17 protein-coding genes are annotated in these 18,078 nt (G+C 67.9%); 12 read left to right on the plus strand and 5 right to left on the minus strand.

Translation table 11 applies throughout. The annotated features are described in order from the left end of the window. Positions 1 to 2 precede the first annotated feature (2 nt). Complete coding sequence (gene manA / locus ACXYX3_RS06865; protein ID WP_241202896.1) at positions 3 to 1,229, plus strand: mannose-6-phosphate isomerase, class I; 1,227 nt, start codon at positions 3 to 5, stop codon at positions 1,227 to 1,229. Here manA and ACXYX3_RS06870 read toward each other — a convergent pair. Then, complete coding sequence (locus ACXYX3_RS06870; protein ID WP_458610915.1) at positions 1,174 to 2,547, minus strand: FAD-dependent oxidoreductase; 1,374 nt, start codon at positions 2,545 to 2,547, stop codon at positions 1,174 to 1,176. The two genes, manA and ACXYX3_RS06870, sit on opposite strands and share 56 nt — an antisense overlap. 78 nt (positions 2,548 to 2,625) lie before the next feature. Between ACXYX3_RS06870 and ACXYX3_RS06875 the strand changes: the two genes are divergently transcribed. The 5 genes from ACXYX3_RS06875 (at position 2,626) to alkX (ending at position 6,671) form a co-directional block, all read left to right on the plus strand. Then, positions 2,626 to 4,101, plus strand: coding sequence for an APC family permease (locus ACXYX3_RS06875; RefSeq protein ID WP_458610917.1), 1,476 nt, complete (start codon positions 2,626 to 2,628; stop codon positions 4,099 to 4,101). 329 nt (positions 4,102 to 4,430) lie between these two features. After that, positions 4,431 to 5,570 carry an alkane 1-monooxygenase gene (locus ACXYX3_RS06880; RefSeq protein ID WP_458612001.1) on the plus strand — a complete coding sequence of 380 codons (1,140 nt, stop codon included), beginning with the start codon at positions 4,431 to 4,433 and terminating at the stop codon, positions 5,568 to 5,570. After that, positions 5,567 to 5,740, plus strand: a complete 174-nt coding sequence (locus ACXYX3_RS06885) for a rubredoxin (RefSeq protein ID WP_458610919.1) — start codon at positions 5,567 to 5,569, stop codon at positions 5,738 to 5,740. The genes ACXYX3_RS06880 and ACXYX3_RS06885 overlap by 4 nt, the downstream gene beginning before the upstream one ends. After that, a complete protein-coding gene (locus ACXYX3_RS06890; RefSeq protein WP_111511717.1) occupies positions 5,737 to 5,919 on the plus strand; it encodes a rubredoxin in 183 nt (60 codons plus the stop codon). Before ACXYX3_RS06885 ends, ACXYX3_RS06890 begins: the two co-directional genes overlap by 4 nt. A gap of 107 nt (positions 5,920 to 6,026) precedes the next feature. Next, positions 6,027 to 6,671, plus strand: a complete 645-nt coding sequence (gene alkX, locus ACXYX3_RS06895; protein ID WP_241202892.1) for a TetR family transcriptional regulator AlkX — start codon at positions 6,027 to 6,029, stop codon at positions 6,669 to 6,671. Here alkX and ACXYX3_RS06900 read toward each other — a convergent pair. Continuing rightward, positions 6,655 to 7,890 carry an MFS transporter gene (locus ACXYX3_RS06900; RefSeq protein WP_458610921.1) on the minus strand — a complete coding sequence of 412 codons (1,236 nt, stop codon included), beginning with the start codon at positions 7,888 to 7,890 and terminating at the stop codon, positions 6,655 to 6,657. The genes alkX and ACXYX3_RS06900 overlap by 17 nt on opposite strands. A 259-nt stretch (positions 7,891 to 8,149) precedes the next feature. On the opposite strand from ACXYX3_RS06900, the gene ahcY reads away from it, so the two are divergent. Both ahcY and ACXYX3_RS06910 read left to right on the plus strand, forming a co-directional pair. After that, positions 8,150 to 9,616, plus strand: coding sequence for an adenosylhomocysteinase (gene ahcY, locus ACXYX3_RS06905; RefSeq protein WP_241202890.1), 1,467 nt, complete (start codon positions 8,150 to 8,152; stop codon positions 9,614 to 9,616). 1 nt (position 9,617) lies between these two features. Next, a complete protein-coding gene (locus tag ACXYX3_RS06910; RefSeq protein ID WP_458610923.1) occupies positions 9,618 to 10,094 on the plus strand; it encodes a hypothetical protein in 477 nt (158 codons plus the stop codon). A 6-nt stretch (positions 10,095 to 10,100) separates the two neighbouring features. Here ACXYX3_RS06910 and ACXYX3_RS06915 read toward each other — a convergent pair whose 3' ends face one another. From ACXYX3_RS06915 to ACXYX3_RS06925, 3 genes are all read right to left on the minus strand, one after another. Beyond that, the gene (locus tag ACXYX3_RS06915; protein WP_241202888.1) at positions 10,101 to 11,795 is read right to left on the minus strand and encodes a metallophosphoesterase; all 1,695 of its coding nucleotides are present in this window, start codon (positions 11,793 to 11,795) and stop codon (positions 10,101 to 10,103) included. Then, a complete protein-coding gene (locus ACXYX3_RS06920; protein WP_458612002.1) occupies positions 11,792 to 12,772 on the minus strand; it encodes a glycerophosphodiester phosphodiesterase in 981 nt (326 codons plus the stop codon). The genes ACXYX3_RS06915 and ACXYX3_RS06920 overlap by 4 nt, the downstream gene beginning before the upstream one ends. Before the next feature lie 103 nt (positions 12,773 to 12,875). Further along, complete coding sequence (locus ACXYX3_RS06925; RefSeq protein ID WP_458610925.1) at positions 12,876 to 14,210, minus strand: alpha/beta hydrolase fold domain-containing protein; 1,335 nt, start codon at positions 14,208 to 14,210, stop codon at positions 12,876 to 12,878. A gap of 53 nt (positions 14,211 to 14,263) precedes the next feature. Here ACXYX3_RS06925 and ACXYX3_RS06930 point away from each other — a divergent pair, with 53 nt between their 5' ends. The 4 genes from ACXYX3_RS06930 (at position 14,264) to mtrB (ending at position 18,072) form a co-directional block, all read left to right on the plus strand. Next, positions 14,264 to 14,902, plus strand: coding sequence for a dTMP kinase (locus tag ACXYX3_RS06930; protein WP_458610927.1), 639 nt, complete (start codon positions 14,264 to 14,266; stop codon positions 14,900 to 14,902). A gap of 72 nt (positions 14,903 to 14,974) precedes the next feature. Continuing rightward, positions 14,975 to 15,655, plus strand: a complete 681-nt coding sequence (locus ACXYX3_RS06935; RefSeq protein WP_458610929.1) for a hypothetical protein — start codon at positions 14,975 to 14,977, stop codon at positions 15,653 to 15,655. Between the two features lie 67 nt (positions 15,656 to 15,722). Further along, complete coding sequence (mtrA, locus tag ACXYX3_RS06940; protein ID WP_221355749.1) at positions 15,723 to 16,409, plus strand: two-component system response regulator MtrA; 687 nt, start codon at positions 15,723 to 15,725, stop codon at positions 16,407 to 16,409. Between the two features lie 10 nt (positions 16,410 to 16,419). Continuing rightward, positions 16,420 to 18,072 carry an MtrAB system histidine kinase MtrB gene (mtrB, locus tag ACXYX3_RS06945; RefSeq protein WP_241202884.1) on the plus strand — a complete coding sequence of 551 codons (1,653 nt, stop codon included), beginning with the start codon at positions 16,420 to 16,422 and terminating at the stop codon, positions 18,070 to 18,072. Positions 18,073 to 18,078: the final 6 nt, after the last annotated feature.

Here is an 18,078-nt window from a genome sequence, read left to right on the forward strand (position 1 = left end):
GAGTGCATCTGCTCAGGGGCGCAGTGCGGACCTATGCGTGGGGTTCGCGGACCGCGATAGCCGAATTCACCGGGGCGCCCAGCCCCACCCCGCATCCCGAAGCCGAACTGTGGTTCGGTGCCCATCCCGGTGACCCGGCGCACCTGCAGACCGAGGACGGCGACCGCTCGCTGCTCGACGCGCTGCGTGCCGATCCCGAAGGCGAACTGGGACAGGTGGTTCGGGGTCGGTTCGGTGACTCGCTGCCCTTCCTGGTCAAGGTGCTCGCCGCCGACGAACCGCTGTCGCTGCAAGCGCACCCCAGCACCGAGCAGGCGATCGAGGGCTTCGCCCGCGAGGAGCGGATGGGGATCCCCGTCAACGCGCCGACCCGCAACTACCGGGACCGCAGCCACAAACCCGAGATCATCGTCGCGCTCAGCCCGTTCGAGGCGCTGGCCGGTTTCGCTCCGGCCGCCCAATCGGTGATGTTGATGCGCGCCCTCGGCGTCGCCGAGCTCGACCCGTTCATCAACCTGCTGTCCGGCCAGTCCGACGCCGACGGCCTGCGCGCTTTGTTCACGACATGGATCACGTTCCCGCAACCCGATCTCGACGTCCTCGTGCCCGCGGTGCTCGACGGCGCGATCAACTACCTGCGTTCGGGCGCACAGGAATTCGAGCGGCAAGCCAAGACCGTGCTGGAGCTCGGCGAGCGCTACCCCGGTGACGCGGGCGTGCTCGCGTCGATGCTGCTGAACCGGCTCTCGCTGCAACCCGGTGAGGCGATCTACCTGCCCGCCGGCAACCTGCACGCCTACCTGCAGGGGGTCGGTGTCGAGGTGATGGCCAACTCCGACAATGTTCTTCGTGGCGGGCTGACGCCCAAACACGTCGACGTTCCCGAGCTGTTGCGGGTTCTCGATTTCACCCCCGCCGTCGACATCGTCGTCTCACCCGATCCGGTCCGCGACGGCGCCGAGCTGGTCTATCCCACGCCCGCACCGGAATTCGCGGTGTCCGTGCTCGCCCTCGACGGCGAGCAGCTCGGACACGAGATCGACGCACCCACCCGCCACGACGGGCCCCAGATCCTGCTGTGCACGCAGGGGTCGGCGACGGTGCACGCGAAGTCGTCCGCGGTGACGCTGCAGCGCGGCGCGGCGGCATGGGTGGGGGCCGACGACGGGCCGATCAGGCTGATGTCGCAGGAGCCGACGCGACTGTTTCGCGTGACCGTCGGCCTCTAGCCTTCTTCTCAGCGGCCCACAACCGCATGTTGTGACGCACGGTGCGGCCCACCAGCTTCGCCGACGGCACCATGTAGAGAGTGTCGAGCAGGCTGAACCGGCGCAGAAACCATTCGGCCAGAACAGGATCCGTCTCCGCCGCCCCGAGGAACTGGTCGAACAGCGATCCTACCGGGCGGTACCACCACGGCATCGGACCCTCTGCCCGGTGTAGTACCAGATCACCGATCGCGTTCATCGTCCACACCGGCCACGTCGTCTTCGTCGTCGCCTTCGCGAACGTCAGCCCCAGACTGTCACCGGGTTCGTCGAGCGCGCGCTGGAGGTGACCCGCCTGCAGCGACGTCATCGTCATGCCCTGACCGAACGTCGGATTGAAGCTCGCCACCGCATCGCCGAACGGCAGAATGCCCTCGGGAAAACGGTCGAGTTTGTCATAGCGTCGCCACCGGCTGGTCGGATACTTGTGAAACGCGGGCTCGCCGATCGGCTCACCCTGGCGCAACGCGGCGCTGACGTGCGCCGGCAGGATCTCGTCGGCGAGCTCGCACATGCCCTCGAAATCCTTCGGCGGCGGCACCTTTGCGATCCCGAACGTGGTCAGCCCCCAGGTGCCGTCCTCGTAGTACAGCATGCCCAGGCCCAGCGGCTGCTCTCGCGATGCGCCGGCGACCACGACCTTCTCAGCGATGAGACCGTCGGGGATGCGCACCTGGTGGGTGGCATAGCCGATGCCCACGTCGACGGTGTCCTCGGCTGGTCGGTCGAAACCCCACTGTGCCAACCACACTGGCAAGCGGGTGCCCCGTCCGGTGGCGTCGACCACCAGATCGGCGTCGATGGTCTCGCCTGCCACCGTCACACCGGTGACACGACGCCCGTCGAACACGGGTTCGTCGACACTGTCGTTGACCAACGTGACGTTGGGCAGATCCAGCACGCGCCGGCGGATCTGCCACTCCAGGTGCGGCCGGCTCGGCACATACGCGGTGAACTCGTTCTGCAGCCGGTGCTGCGTGCCCAGGACGTGGCCGGCCGCGCCGAAGTGGATGCAGTCCGGCCGGTTCTCCAGGATCGGCACGCCCGCGGCGACCATGTCGTCGAGCAGTCCCGGGAACAGCGCTTCGAACTCCTTGGCGCCACGAGCCATGAGCAGATGCACGTGGCGGCCCTGCGGAACCGCCGGTCGATTGGCCGGCCCGTCGGGAAGATCGTCGCGCTCGATGAGGGTGACTCGCTCGAATGTCTCGGAGAGCACCTTGGCCGCGCACAGCCCGCCGAGGCTGGCGCCGATGACGATCGCATGGGTTCGTGTCATGAGAGGTGCCATTGAGGGTCATTTTAAGAGGGGTTGTGGGTACATTCCCGCAGAAGCGATGACGAAACGAGGACGTTGATGACGCAGGAGTCCGCGGAACGGGCCACGAACAAGCGGCGTACCAAGTCGGTGGAACAGTCGATCGCCGACACCGACGAGCCCGACACCCGGCTCCGCAAGGACCTGACCTGGTGGGATCTCACCGTCTTCGGTGTCTCGGTGGTGATCGGCGCCGGCATCTTCACGATCACCGCGTCCACCGCGGCCAACCTGACCGGCCCGGCGATCTCGATCTCGTTCATCATCGCCGCGATCGCGTGCGGGCTCGCCGCGTTGTGCTACGCCGAATTCGCCTCGACAGTGCCGGTGGCGGGTAGCGCCTACACGTTCTCCTACGCGACGTTCGGGGAGTTCGTCGCGTGGATCATCGGCTGGGACCTGATCCTCGAGTTCGCGGTGGCCGCGGCCGTGGTCGCAAAGGGCTGGTCGAGCTACCTGGGCACGGTCTTCGGCTTCGGGGGCGGCGTCGCGAACGTCGGTGGGCTGGAGGTGGATTGGGGGGCTCTGCTGATCATCGGCTTCGTCACCGCGATCCTCGCCTACGGCACGAAGCTCTCGGCCGGCGTCAGCCTGGCGATCACCGCGGTGAAGGTCAGCGTGGTGCTGCTGGTCGTCATCGTCGGCGCGTTCTACATCAAGACCCAGAACTACACGCCGTTCATCCCGCCCGCCGAAGCGGGCGAGGGCGGTTCGGGCACCGAGCAGTCCCTGTTCTCACTGCTGACCGGCGCCGAGGGCAGCCATTACGGCTGGTACGGGTTGCTGGCCGGCGCGTCGATCGTGTTCTTCGCGTTCATCGGCTTCGACATCGTCGCGACGACGGCCGAGGAGACCAGGAATCCGCAGCGCGACGTGCCGCGCGGCATCCTTGCCTCGCTGGGCATCGTGACCGTGCTCTATGTCGCGGTCACCGTCGTGGTGTCCGGCATGGTCAGCTACACGCAGCTGCGCGACGCCGAAACGCAGAACCTGGCGACCGCGTTCGCGCTGAACGGCGTGGACTGGGCGGCCAAGGTGATCTCGATAGGCGCGCTGGCCGGGCTGACGACCGTGGTGATCGTGCTGGTGTTGGGTCAGACGCGGGTGCTGTTCGCGATGTCGCGCGACGGCCTGCTGCCCCGCGGCCTGGCCAAGACCGGGAAGCACGGGACCCCGGTGCGGATCACGCTGCTGGTCGGCGCCGTCGTCGCGGTCACCGCGACCGTGTTCCCGATCGGCAAGCTCGAAGAGATGGTGAACATCGGCACGCTGTTCGCCTTCGTGCTGGTGTCGGCCGGGGTGCTGGTGCTGCGGCGGACGCGGCCCGATCTCAAGCGCGGGTTCACGACGCCGTGGGTGCCGGTGCTGCCGGTGTTGTCGATCATCGCGTGCGTGTGGTTGATGCTGAACCTGACCGGGTTGACGTGGATCCGGTTCCTGATCTGGATGGCTGTCGGCGTGGTCGTGTACTTCCTGTACGGCCGGCGCCATTCACTGGTCGCCCGCCGGGGCTGACTCTCGCTGTTCCGCGAGCGGGCGCTGTGGGTACGTCGGCGCGCCGTGGTCTCTGGCATTTCGTGCGCGCTCGGCGGGCTCGAGCGCGCGCTCACGCACACGACACGCGGGGCGACTGTGTGCAGACACGCGCGCCCGCGGAACGGGGTGATCTTTACAAAAGTAGGTTTCGTGTCTAGACGGGTGACAAAAACAGCTTTATAGTCAAACTCGACAGGTGATCGCACTCACAGCGAGGAGGCACTCGGGTGACCACACAGGAACTGAACGGAAGCTCCCAGAGCCCGGAATTGGGGGAGTGGCGCGACAAGAAGCGCTACCTGTGGCTGATGGGGTTGATCGCGCCGACGGCGCTGTTCGTCATGCTGCCGCTGGTGTGGGCCCTCAACCAGTGGGGCTGGCACGGCGCGGCGCAGATTCCGCTGTGGATCGGCCCGATCCTGCTCTACATTCTGCTGCCCGCCCTGGACCTGAAGTTCGGGCCCGACGGTCAGAATCCGCCCGATGAGGTGATGGAGCGGCTGGAGAACGACAAGTACTACCGCTACTGCACCTACGTCTACATCCCGTTCCAGTACGCCAGCGTGATCCTGGGCGCCTATCTGTTCACCGCCTCCGACCTGAGCTGGCTCGGCTTCGACGGCGGGCTGCCGTGGCCGGCGAAGATCGGACTGGCACTGTCGGTGGGCGTGCTCGGCGGCGTCGGCATCAACACCGCCCACGAGATGGGGCACAAGAAGGATTCGCTCGAGCGGTGGCTCTCGAAGATCACGCTGGCGCAGACCTGCTACGGCCACTTCTACATCGAGCACAACCGGGGCCATCACGTCCGCGTCGCGACACCGGAGGATCCGGCGTCGGCCCGGCTGGGTGAGACGTTCTGGGAGTTCCTGCCGCGCAGCATCTTCGGCAGCCTGCGCTCGGCATGGGAGCTGGAGGCCAAGCGTCTGGAGCGGGCCGGCAAGTCGAAGTGGCACTGGTCCAACGACGTGCTCAACGCGTGGGCGATGTCGGTGATGCTCTACGGCATCCTGATCGCGGTGTTCGGCGTCGGGCTGATCCCGTTCATCGTGATCTCGGCAGTCTTCGGCTTCACGCTGCTCGAGACCGTCAACTACCTCGAGCATTACGGGCTGCTGCGGCAGAAGAACGCGAACGGCCGCTACGAGCGGTGCGCGCCGGTGCACAGCTGGAACTCCGACCACATCGTGACCAACCTGTTCCTCTACCACCTGCAGCGCCACAGCGACCATCACGCCAATCCGACGCGGCGTTACCAGACGCTGCGCAGCATGGCCGACGCGCCGAACCTGCCCAGTGGGTACGCATCGATGATCGCGCTCACCTACTTCCCGCCGTTGTGGCGAAAAGTGATGGACCACCGTGTGATCTCCCACTACGACGGCGACGTCTCGCGTGCCAACGTCCACCCGCGGATGCGGGCCCACTACGGGGTGCCCGCCGCATGAGCACCTACCGCTGCCCGGGTTGCGACTACGTCTACGACGAAGCCAAAGGTGCTCCGCGCGAGGGGTTTCCGGCCGGCACCGCGTGGGACGACATTCCCGACGACTGGGCCTGCCCCGACTGTGCGGTGCGCGAGAAGATCGATTTCGAACCGATAGGAGTGAACCAGTGACCGACTACAAGCTCTACGTGTGCGTGCAGTGCGGCTTCGAGTACGACGAAGCCAAGGGCTGGCCCGAGGACGGCATCGCCCCGGGCACCCGCTGGGACGACATTCCCGACGACTGGAGCTGCCCGGACTGCGGCGCAGCCAAGTCCGACTTCGACATGGTGGAGGTTTCGCGGCCGTGAACGCACCTTCGTGGCCGGTGAGCGTGCGCTCCGGCGCGCGACACACCGGCCACGAGCGTGCAGACACGCGCGCTCGCGGGACCGGGGCGACCGATACAGTCGCGCGTGTGAGCAGTCCGGCCGACAAGCGCATCAGCTACGCCGAGGCGTCGCGCGTACTGCTGCGCGACTCCATCCTCGACGGGATGCGTGACCTGCTGCTGACCCGCGACTGGTCGGCCATCACGCTGTCCGACGTCGCCAAGGCCGCCGGCATCAGCCGGCAGACGATCTACAACGAGTTCGGCTCCCGCCAGGGCCTGGCCCAGGGCTACGCGCTGCGGCTCTCCGACCGGCTCGTCGGCCAGATCCAGAACGCGATCGGCGCCAACGTCGGCGACGTGTACGCCGCGTTCCTGCAGGGTTTCCGCGACTTCTTCGTCGAGTCGGCCGCCGATCCACTGGTCATCTCGCTGCTTACCGGCACCTCGAAACCCGATCTGCTGCAGATCATCACGACCGACAGCGCGCCGATCATCACGCACTGCTCGACACGGCTGACCGAGCTGTTCATGACCAGCTGGGTGCGCTGCAGCGCAGAGGACGCGGGCGTGCTGGCCCGCGCCATCGTCCGGCTCGCGATGAGCTACATCTCGATGCCGCCCGAAGCCGACCTGGGGGCACCTCCCGCTGGCGGGGGAGATGTGGCGCGCGACCTGGCCCGGTTGATGACGCCGTTCGCCGAGCGCTACGGCGTCATCGAACCGCGGTAGCGACAGGGCCCGAGCGCTCCGGTGCGATGACGCGCCGGAACCGCACGAAGATCCCCACCGCGACGACCGCGACAGCGGCGCTGAGCAGGTGCGACGCCTGGTAGCCGTAGGCGCTCACCACCGATCCGGCCACGACGTTGGACAGCGACGCACCCACGCCCTGCATGGTCATCACCGCGGCGAGCCCGACGTTGAAACGGCCCGACCCGGCGAGTAGGCGTTCGACCGCGATCGGCGTCGCGATACCGATCAGGCCCGCGCCCACCCCGTCGAGCGTCTGCACCGGAAAGATCGTCCAGAAGCCCGAATTGGTGCCCGCGATGAGCCCGCGCACCGGCAGCGCGCACAGCGCCACCAGCAGCACCGCCGCCAGCCCGAACCGCCGGATCATCAGCGGCGCGAGCACCGCGACGGCGATCATCGCGACCTGCGACACCCCGGTGATGATCGCGGTGGTGCGAAACGGCGTCCCGAGCTCGATCGCGAAATCCTGAGCCACCAGCCTGCTCATCGGCGCGTTGCCGAAGTGGAACATCAGCAGCACGACGGCCAGCAGCAGCAGACCCGGCGTCCTCACCAGCACACGGAACCCCGACGGCGTCGCACGACCGCCGGCGTCCTCGAGGCCGCGCGCCGCGTCGTGATCGATGCGGGCCGGATCGATGGCCACCGCCGCCACCACCGCGCCGATCGCGGTCACGATCATCAGCGTGATGATCGCGTGCTCGCCGTAGAGCGACACGAAGACGAACACCGCGGCCAGCGAGGCCACGTTGCCTGCGTGGTTCCAGAACTCGTTACGAGCGATCTGCCGACCGAACAGCCGCGGCCCGATCAGACCGAGTGTCAGCCCCGTCAGTGCCGGCCCGATCACCGCGCCGACCACCGCAGTGCCCACCTGACCGATCCACACGATCGCCGGCGTCGGCGCCACCAGCGTGGCCAGCCCGACCACGGTCACCACCACCACCGGTACCGCGACCAACGCCCGTTTGTACCGGGTGCCGTCCACCAGCGCCCCGAACGCCGGCGTCACCGCCAGCCCGATCAGGCCGCCGACGGTCGCGATCGCGCCGAGTGCGAACGGCGACCAGCCGCGCGTGGCGAGGAACGCGTCCAGGAACGGGCCGAGCCCGTCGCGGGCGTCGGCGAGGAAGAAGTTCAGCGCGGCCAAGGCGATCAGAGAGCGTCGGCCGATCGTCGATGCCCGCTCGTCCACCGCCCACTGACCTCCTACTGCGGCCGAATGTCGGCGCCGCGGTGTACCCCGGCCGCAACCGTGACCAAACATGACGTCAGGGACGGGCGAATTGGAGACCGCCTGTGCCGCCCGCTAGGGTGTTGTGGATACCTCTCGGCTGGCAGTGTGCGTCCGCGTGTTCGGACTGAGCGCCTGTCCCGCGAGCCCGCAGGCCGAGTGTGTCGCCCGCGCACGACGGTGCGCTCTCGAGGCAAAAGACGAATCAAAGGGGCTCTACATGACTGCACCGACACTGACCGCAGATGTCCGCAACGGCATCGACTTCAAGGTCGCCGACCTCTCGCTGGCCGAGTTCGGCCGCAAGGAGATCCGGCTCGCCGAGCACGAGATGCCCGGCCTGATGGCGCTGCGCCGCGAATACGCCGACGTCCAGCCGCTCAAGGGCGCGCGGATCTCCGGCTCGCTGCACATGACCGTGCAGACCGCCGTGCTGATCGAGACGCTGACCAGCCTGGGCGCCGAGGTGCGCTGGGCCAGCTGCAACATCTTCTCCACCCAGGACCACGCCGCCGCCGCCATCGTCGTCGGCCCCCACGGCACCCCCGAGGAGCCGCAGGGCACCCCGGTGTTCGCGTGGAAGGGCGAGACGCTCGAGGAGTACTGGTGGGCCGCCGAGCAGATGCTCACCTGGGAAGGCGAGCCGGCGAACATGATCCTCGACGACGGCGGTGACGCCACCATGCTGGTGCTGCGTGGCGCGCAGTTCGAGAAGGCCGGCGTGGTTCCGCCCGCCGAAGAGGACGACTCCGCCGAGTACAAGGTGTTCCTGAACCTGCTGCGTTCGCGGTTCGAGACCGACAAGGGCAAGTGGACCGCGATCGCCGAGTCGGTCAAGGGTGTCACCGAGGAGACCACCACCGGCGTGCTGCGCCTCTACCAGTTCGCCGCCGCCGGCGAGCTGGCGTTCCCGGCCATCAACGTCAATGACTCGGTCACCAAGAGCAAGTTCGACAACAAGTACGGCACCCGCCACTCGCTGGTCGACGGCATCAACCGCGGCACCGACGCGCTGATCGGCGGCAAGAAGGTGCTGATCTGCGGCTACGGCGACGTCGGCAAGGGCTGCGCCGAGTCGCTGGCCGGCCAGGGCGCGCGTGTCCAGGTCACCGAGATCGACCCGATCAACGCGCTGCAGGCGCTGATGGACGGCTACGACGTCGTCACCGTCGAGCAGGCCATCGGTAACGCCGACATCGTCATCACCTCGACCGGCAACAAGGACATCATCACCCTCGAGCACATGAAGGCGATGAAGGACCACGCCATCCTGGGCAACATCGGCCACTTCGACAACGAGATCGACATGGCTGCCCTGGAGCGTTCCGGTGCGACCCGCATCAACATCAAGCCGCAGGTCGACGAATGGACCTTCGGTGAGTCGGGCAAGTCGATCATCGTGCTGAGCGAGGGCCGCCTGCTCAACCTCGGCAACGCGACCGGCCACCCGTCGTTCGTGATGAGCAACAGCTTCTCCAACCAGGTCATCGCCCAGATCGAGCTGTGGACCAAGAACGACGAGTACGACAACGAGGTCTACCGCCTGGCCAAGCACCTCGACGAGAAGGTCGCCAAGATCCACGTCGAAGCGCTCGGCGGCACGCTGACCAAGCTGACGAAGGATCAGGCCGAGTACATCGGCGTCGACGTCGAAGGCCCGTACAAGCCGGAGCACTACCGCTACTGACATGACGGATCGGGCGCGCGCAGCGACACTCAGTGTCGTTGTGCGCGCCCTTTTCGTTGCCGCGTGCCTGCTGCTGACCGGCTGTCAACAGACGTCCGAGACGGCCGAGCCGTCCCCGACGCGGCCCGCGTTCGACGTCCGGCACGACACCGACGAACTCGCCCGCACTTTTCCCCCGCTGGGCTCTCCGGTCTCGGCGTCGTGGATCCGCTGGAACAACGCCGCCGGGGCGGTGTGGATCGACGCCGTCGTGACGGTGACCCCGCCGACCATGGATACGCTTCTGCGACAGCATGTTTCCGAGCCGACCACGCACCGTCCCGCGGTGCAGAAGGTGCTCGAGGACGACGTGCCACCCGGACCGTTCCGCACCGGGGTGGAGCTCAACATGGCGTTCTCACCGGGGCGGATGAGTACGCGGGTGTTCCTCGACCCGCCCCGCGACACCGTCGTGCTGCAGTCCTTCGACCTCGGCTAGCAGTCGTCAGACAGCCTGCCGCACCGGGCGCCGAAACGTCAGCATGTCGAATTCACGCCCGTACTCGTCCACCGCGACGACGTCCATCTCGCTGACGAAGACCCCGGGTCGCACATCGACACGGATGAACGCGTAGTTGAGGAACCTCACCCGTGACCACGCCACTGATTCCTGCTGCTGCACGCCATCGGGACCCCACACATAACTGTTCGGCACAACGGTGTCGGCGGCCTCGTGCCCGCGGTAGCTCTCCTGCTCGCCGGGCTGGAACGTGTAGCGAGGCCGACCGGCTGACCCCACCGTGTAGTACACCGTGCCGTCGGCGTCGGGATAGACGATCGCGTGGTCGGCGGCCACCCTTGTCGGTGCGCCGTTCCGAATCGGATCGGACCGTTCGAAGGCGTGATTGTGCGCCTGCAGCACGACGTCCACGCGGTACCGGTCGAACAGGTCGGCCCACGCGTCACGCACCCCACCGTCACTGGCATGCGCCTGCACCGTCGAGTAGGCGCAGTGATGAAAGAAGCACACGATGAAATCGATGCCTGGATTGGCTCGATGCCCTGCCAACGTGTCTGCGACCCAACGCGTTTGAGATCCGTCGGAGTAGCCGGTGTTGGCGGTGATCTCGTAGGACACATCGTTGGCATCCAGCGAGAGGATCGCTACGTTGCCGTAGACGAACGAGTAGACCGACGGGCAGGCTGCCGGCCCGTTGCCGGGGAAATCGAGGCGCGCGAGATGACCGCCGTAGCCGTGCACGGGATACGCAGCTTCCATGTCGTGATTGCCGGTCGCGAACATCCACGGCGTTGTCGAGGCGCTGCGTTCGATCGAGTTCAGGTACACGTCCCAGACGTAGGGATTGAACTTGTCGAAGCCCGTCGCAAGCGCGCCTCCCGAGGGCACGAACGTCGGTGGCTTGCCCAACCCTGACGGATCCGCGTATGCGATGTCGCCGGCGAGAACGTGGAACTCCGGACCGGACGCGACGATCTGGTTCAGCACGTTCTCGGTGTGAGGCACCGTCGGATCGTTGTCAGGTTTGTAGTAGCTGTCGTCGTAGTCGCCGCGAGCCAGACCGGCCGGGAGCAGCGGTGTGGTGTCGGTCCCCTGATCGCCCATCATCGTGAACCGGAACGGCGACAGCGCATTCCGCGCGTTCGGCATGGCCGTTCCGGACGATCGGACATCGGTGACGAATCCGTCCTCCGTCCGCCAGCGATAGAAGTGCCGACTGTGCCCGGCGAGCCCGTCGAGGGGAGCATGGACATAGAACTGTTCAGCGGCCAACACCCCGCCGCTGCTGTCCGGGATCTGGGTCACCAGATTGCGGACCTCCGCCTCGACTGTCGCACCCAGGGCTTGTGTGGGGCCGTGGTCGACGAACACCCTGGTGCCGGCGGGGTTGCGCGAAAGCTGCGCGGCCAGGCGCAGCTGGCTGGACGCGTCGGCGCCGTAACCGACGCGACGGTTGGCCACCGTCAGCGGCGCATCTTGGGCATAGGCGAGTCGGCTGAACGGTGACACGCCGGCGACGCCGACAGCGGCGAGCGCTGCCGATCCGCGTAGGAAGTTCCTGCGCGACACGCGGTGTCGCCGCAAGTATCGCTGGTGCCACTCGTACTGTTCGGCCATGGTCATCTCGGCGGCCTGCGCCGCCGGAATGCCGGTGTCGGGGATGTCGCCGGAGCCGGTCATGTCGGACGGTAGGCCGGCGGCAGCGGCATGCCCAGTTCCGCCATCACGGAACGCAGACGCGTCGGGTAATCGGTGATGATCCCGTCGGCGCCCGCAGCGATCTGAGCCCGCATCGCGCCGGGGTCGTTGATCGTCCAGGGGATGACCTTCACACCGAGTCCGTGTGCGCGCGAGATGAATTCCGCGTCGGCGACCAGCGCGAAACCTGGGTCGCCGGGAACCTGGCCGTAGGGCACCGAATAACCCGGGGACAGGATGTCCGCGCCCACCATCGTCGCCGCGACGATCGGATCAGCGACCACGGCGGGGTCGATGCCGTTCAGCCACACCGACCCGGGCCCGAACGTCGTCTCGTCCCACAGGGCCACGCGCGGGATCGACGGCGCGGCGGTGCGAACCAACGGCAGGGTGCGCCAGTCGAAGCTCTGTATCTCGACCAGGTCCTGTTTGCCTGCTGCCCGCACCGACGCGAGGATGACGTCGACGAACTGTTCTGGCGACGCGGACATCTCCGGCTTGTCGGCTTCGATCTTGGTCTCGATGTTGTAGCGGACAGGGGCTCGGTAGCGGTCCGCGAGTGCGAACACCTCGGGCAGCGTTGCGATCTTGTTGCCCGCCACCACCTCGGCCTGGGGGAAGGCGGGCAGCAGCTTCCCGCAGTCCAGGGTGCGCAGTTGAGCGGCTGTCAACTGCCGCACCGCCTTGCCGACATAGGGGTACTCGCGATCTCCTGGCGAGGCGGGCGCGGTGTCGGAGCATTTGTCCGCTTGGATCACGGGGTCGTGCCAGACCATCGGCTGACCGTCCCGAGACAGCACGATGTCGAGTTCCAGCGTGCTGACGCCCAGTTCGATCGCCTTGGTGAAGGCCCGAAGCGACTCCTCGGTGGTTTCACCGCGGCCGCCGCGGTGAGCCTGCAGATCGAAGTCGGCTGCCGCCGAGGCGCTCGGCGCGGACCCGACGAATCCGGCCAGCATCAGTCCCGCGATCACTCCGGCAAGAACGCGCATGCATCAAGGCCTAGCATCGTAAGACGACGCCGATGTGTCCACTACGTGAACAGCACCGTTGCCGCGAACGCTAGACCAGTCCCAGCTGCTGGTAGATGGTCGAACGCCATTTGCGCGCTTGGGAATTGACGAAGATGCCGCCGAGTGCCCAGTCATGCATCTGCCCGTCGCCGATCACCACGGTGAAGTTCGCATCGGGATCCTGGGCGAGCAGCTTGTCGCGGAACATCAGGTCGCCGGGGTAGGGCCGTTCCACGGTGCCGACGTAGATCGCCGTCGGCGGCAACCCGGTCAGATCGTCGACCATGATCGGATTGATGTGCGGGTCATCAGGATTCAGGCCGTCGCCGGGTGCCGGCGGGGTGCGGGGCGGGATGATCGGATCGTTGATGTCGTCGACGATCGGCCCCGACAGCGTCAGGTGCAGGACCGGGGAGATCAGCACCATCCGCGACGGCTGATCCTCGTCGGGATCGCACTGCGCGTCGGCCCGGCAGCGGCGCACAAGCTCCTGGGCCACGAGCATCGCGTACGTGCCGCCCGCGGAATCGCCGTACAGCGCCACGTTCTCGGCCCCGTGCTCGGCGATCATCAGCGAGAGGTAATCCGCCATCGGCGGCACCAGTCCCTCGACCGTCGCGTCGCCTTTCGGCGGGGCCAGCGGGTAGATCGGCACCACCACGGTCGCGCCGGTCTGACGGGCCATCGCGGTGTAGTCGGCCCAGTTGATGATGTTCGCCTCGGCGACGAACCCGCCGCCGTGCAGCGCCAGCACGTATTCGCCGGTCGGCTTGCGCTTCGGCGTCACCGTCACGACTTTCATGCCGCTGTACGTGCTTTCGGTGACCGTGACCCGGCCGGTGACCCACTTCGGCGGGCTCGTGTAGGTGACGTTGCCGCCGTCCCCGACGAAGATCGGCGAATCGTCGGCGCGCAGCTTCTGCAGCGTCCGCAGGATCAGCTTGTCCTGCAGCGACGGGGGACCGGTGACGACGGTCTGCGGCCCTTCGGTGATGTCGTGGATGCGCTCGCGCCGGGTGGCGATGCTCGACGGCAGCAGCGGCGCGGCGACTGCGGGCGCGGTGGGCTCGTCGGTGTCGGACGACTCTGCAGCGACCCGCTTCGTCGGTGCGAAGAGACGCTTCCGTTCCGTCGCCGTCTTGGTGTGGGTGTGGGCGTCGCGGTCGCGCGTGCGCTCGGCCAGCCTCGTGCGCAGCCGGGGGAAGTCGGCCCTGTCGGCCTTCTCTGTCTTGGCTGCTCGCACCTGGCTGTGCGTCGCGGTGTGCTTGGCCCCGCCGTCGTCGGCCGCGGCCACACCGCAGCCCAATCCCAATAGCGCCGCCGCTCCGACCCCCGCCGCGACGGCGCACCCAGCTACCGTTGCGACATTGCTCTGACCCCGCATCGTGCATACCTATCACCTCCGGCCGCCATGCCGCACTGGATTAGGCTCACCTCGTGCTCATCGTCATCGAAGGCGTCGACGGCGCAGGGAAACGGACCCTGACCGCCGGGTTGCGGTCAGCGTTCGAAGCAAACGGCCACTCGGTGGCGCAGCTGGCCTTCCCGCGGTACGGAGAGTCGGTGCCCGCCGACCTGGCCGCCGAGGCGCTGCACGGTCGGCACGGCGACCTGGCCGAGTCGGTCTACGCGATGGCGGTGCTCTTCGCGATGGACCGGGCGGGCGCGCGCGCCGACATCGATCACCTCACCACGGCGTACTCCGTGGTGATACTCGACCGCTACGTCGCCTCCAACGCCGCCTACAGCGCGGCCCGCCTGCACCAGGGCGCCGACGGGGACATGGTCGCCTGGGTGCACGAGCTGGAGTACGGACGGCTGGAGCTGCCCGCGCCGCACGTGCAGGTGCTGCTCGACGTGCCGACCGAACTGGCCGCCGCCCGCGCAGCGAGTCGGGAGGCCGCCGACGCCGACCGCGCGCGCGACGCCTACGAACGTGACGACGGACTGCAGCGCCGCACGGGCGGCGTCTACGCCGAGCTCGCCGCGGCGTCCTGGGGCGGCCCGTGGGCCGTGGTGCCCCCGGACGTCGACGCCGCCGCACTGGCCGAACGGTTGCTCGGCGAAGCCGGTTAGCGAGACGAAACCGCGCGATCGACGTACGCTCCGGTCGGGGAGTCGCACAGCGACGCACGACAGGGGGAATCGATGGTCGTTCGTTCTCGGATCCAGACCGACGCTCTGGCGCGGGTCGACGAGCTCGTGGCCGAGCTCAGGACGGCGGCGCAGCGATTCGATCAAGGGCGCCTGCTGGAAGGCCGCGACGTGGCCCGGCACGTCAGTCGCCTGGTCCACGGCACCGCGTCGTCGCGCGCCCTGATCGACGAGCTGGGGGTCCGACGGGCATTCACCTGGGTCGACACCGCCGGTGTGGTCAACCCCAAGACCGCCGCGTCGGCGGCGTGCCTGACGCTGATGAAGATCCGCACCGGATCGCAGCGCTGCGGAGAGTTCGTCCCGAAGCTCGGGATGTACCCGCCCGCGCCGATCCGCACCCGCGACGGCGACCACATCGACCGCGGATCGCGCATCCCGTTCGAGCACTGGTGGACCAATCCCGTCGTCAAAGACGCCGACGGCGCCGAATTCTCCCGCAAGCAGCTGGTGTTGGCGCTCGCCGCCGGACGCGACGCGGAGCGCCCCGATGACGAGGCCGCCGCGGCGCTGGCCGCGCTGGCCGGCAGCCCGTCCCTGGGGCGGGCACTGCGCGACGACGCGGCGGCGACCGGACTGGAACGCAACCCGGTGATGGCCAGCGCACGCCAGATCGGCTACGAAGTCCTGCAGTCGATCAGCCAGCAGCGCGACGTCATCGCCACCTGCGCCTGACATCCGGCCCGGTTGAAGCGCGAAACGCCCGTGTGGTAACCGGGGTTTATCGCGTATCGGTGACACCATGGACACCATGAGGCAAAGGATCCTGGTCGTCGACGACGACCCTTCGCTGGCTGAGATGCTCACCATCGTGCTGCGCGGCGAGGGTTTCGACACCGCCGTCGTCGGGGACGGCACCCAGGCGCTCACTGCGGTCCGGGAACTGCGGCCCGACCTGGTGCTGCTGGACCTGATGCTGCCCGGCATGAACGGCATCGACGTCTGTCGCGTGCTGCGGGCGGACTCGGGTGTGCCGATCGTCATGCTGACCGCCAAGACCGACACCGTCGACGTGGTGCTCGGACTGGAGTCCGGCGCCGACGACTACGTGATGAAGCCGTTCAAGCCCAAGGAGCTGGTGGCCCGCGTGCGCGCCCGGCTGCGGCGCAACGAAGACGAACCGGCCGAGATGCTCTCGATCGCCGACGTCGACATCGACGTCCCCGCGCACAAGGTGACCCGGCAGGGCGAGCAGATCTCGCTGACCCCGCTCGAATTCGACCTGCTGGTGGCGCTGGCACGGAAACCGCGCCAGGTGTTTACTCGTGATGTGCTGCTCGAACAGGTGTGGGGTTACCGCCACCCCGCCGACACCCGTTTGGTGAACGTGCATGTGCAGCGCCTGCGCGCCAAGGTCGAGAAGGATCCGGAGAACCCGCAGGTGGTGCTGACCGTTCGAGGAGTGGGATACAAGGCCGGACCTCCGTGATCCGCCGCCCATGATCTTCGGCTCGAGACGGCGCATCCACCGTCGGTCGGCCCCGCTGATCCGCGGTATGGGTGTGCTGGGCCGCGCCGTCAGCCTGGCGTGGCGCCGCTCCCTGCAGTTGCGTGTCGTCACGCTGACGCTCGGGTTGTCGCTCACCGTCATCCTGGTCCTCGGTTTCGTGCTCACCAGCCAGATCACCGACCGCATCCTCGAAGTCAAGGTCGGTGCGGCGACCGAAGAGATCGAACGCGCACGCACCACCGTCAGCGGCATCGTCGGCGGTGAGGAGACCCGGTCGCTCGACAGCAGCCTGCAACTGGCCCGCAACACCCTGATCGACCGCAAGGCCGATGCGGGAGCCGGGCTGGCCGGCGCCTTCGACGCGGTGCTCATCGTCCCCGGGGACGGTCCACGCGCGGCGACCGCCGCCGGACCCATCGACCAGATCCCGAACTCGTTGCGCGACTTCGTCAAAGCCGGACAGGTCAGCTACCAGTACGCCACCGTGCACACCGACGGCTTCTCCGGTCCGGCACTGGTGATCGGCAGCCCGACATCCTCGTCGACCGCGGCGGTCACCAATCTCGAGCTGTACCTGATCTTTCCGCTGAACAACGAACAGTCGACCATCGCACTGGTCCGCGGCACCATGGCCACCGGCGGCGTGGTGTTGCTGGGCCTGCTCGCCGCGATCGCGCTGCTCGTCGCTCGACAGATCGTGCTGCCCGTCCGGTCGGCGTCGCGCATCGCCGAACGGTTCGCCGAAGGCCATCTGAGCGAACGCATGCCGGTGCGCGGCGAAGACGACATGGCGCGGCTTGCCGTGTCGTTCAACGACATGGCCGAGAGCCTGCAGCGGCAGATCACCCAACTCGAAGAGTTCGGAAACCTGCAGCGGCGCTTCACCTCTGACGTCAGCCACGAGCTGCGCACCCCGCTGACCACCGTGCGCATGGCCGCCGATCTCATCCACGACCACGCCGAGGAACTCGACCCCGCGCTGCGCCGCTCCACCGAACTGATGGTCAACGAACTCGACCGGTTCGAATCGCTGCTCAACGACCTGCTCGAGATCTCGCGCCACGACGCCGGTGTCGCCGAGCTCGCCGTCGAGGCGGTCGACCTGCGCTCGATCGTGCGCAGCGCACTCGACAACGTCGGACATCTGGCCGAGGAAGCGTCCGTCGACATGATGGTCGACCTGCCCGGCGACGAGATCATCGCCGAGGTCGACGCGCGCCGCGTCGAACGCATCCTGCGCAACCTGATCGCCAACGCGATCGACCACGCCGAACGCAAACCGGTGCGCATCCGGATGGCCGCCGACGCCGACACCGTCGCGGTCACCGTCCGCGACTACGGCGTCGGACTGCGACCCGGCGAGGAGAAGCTGGTGTTCAGCCGGTTCTGGCGGGCCGACCCGTCGCGGGTGCGGCGCTCCGGCGGCACCGGCCTGGGCTTGGCGATCAGCATCGAAGACGCGCGCCTGCACCAGGGCCGGCTGGAGGCGTGGGGCGAACCGGGCAAGGGCGCCTGCTTCCGGCTGACGCTGCCGCTGGTGCGGGGGCACAAGGTGACCAGCAGCCCGCTGCCGGTCAAACCCATCGGGGAACCGGCCGGGGTGCCGACCCGCCGCCGGGAACCCGCCGGGGAGACCGTGTGACGCGCG

It is taken from the genome of Mycobacterium sp. Panama NTM2 (assembly GCF_054355555.1).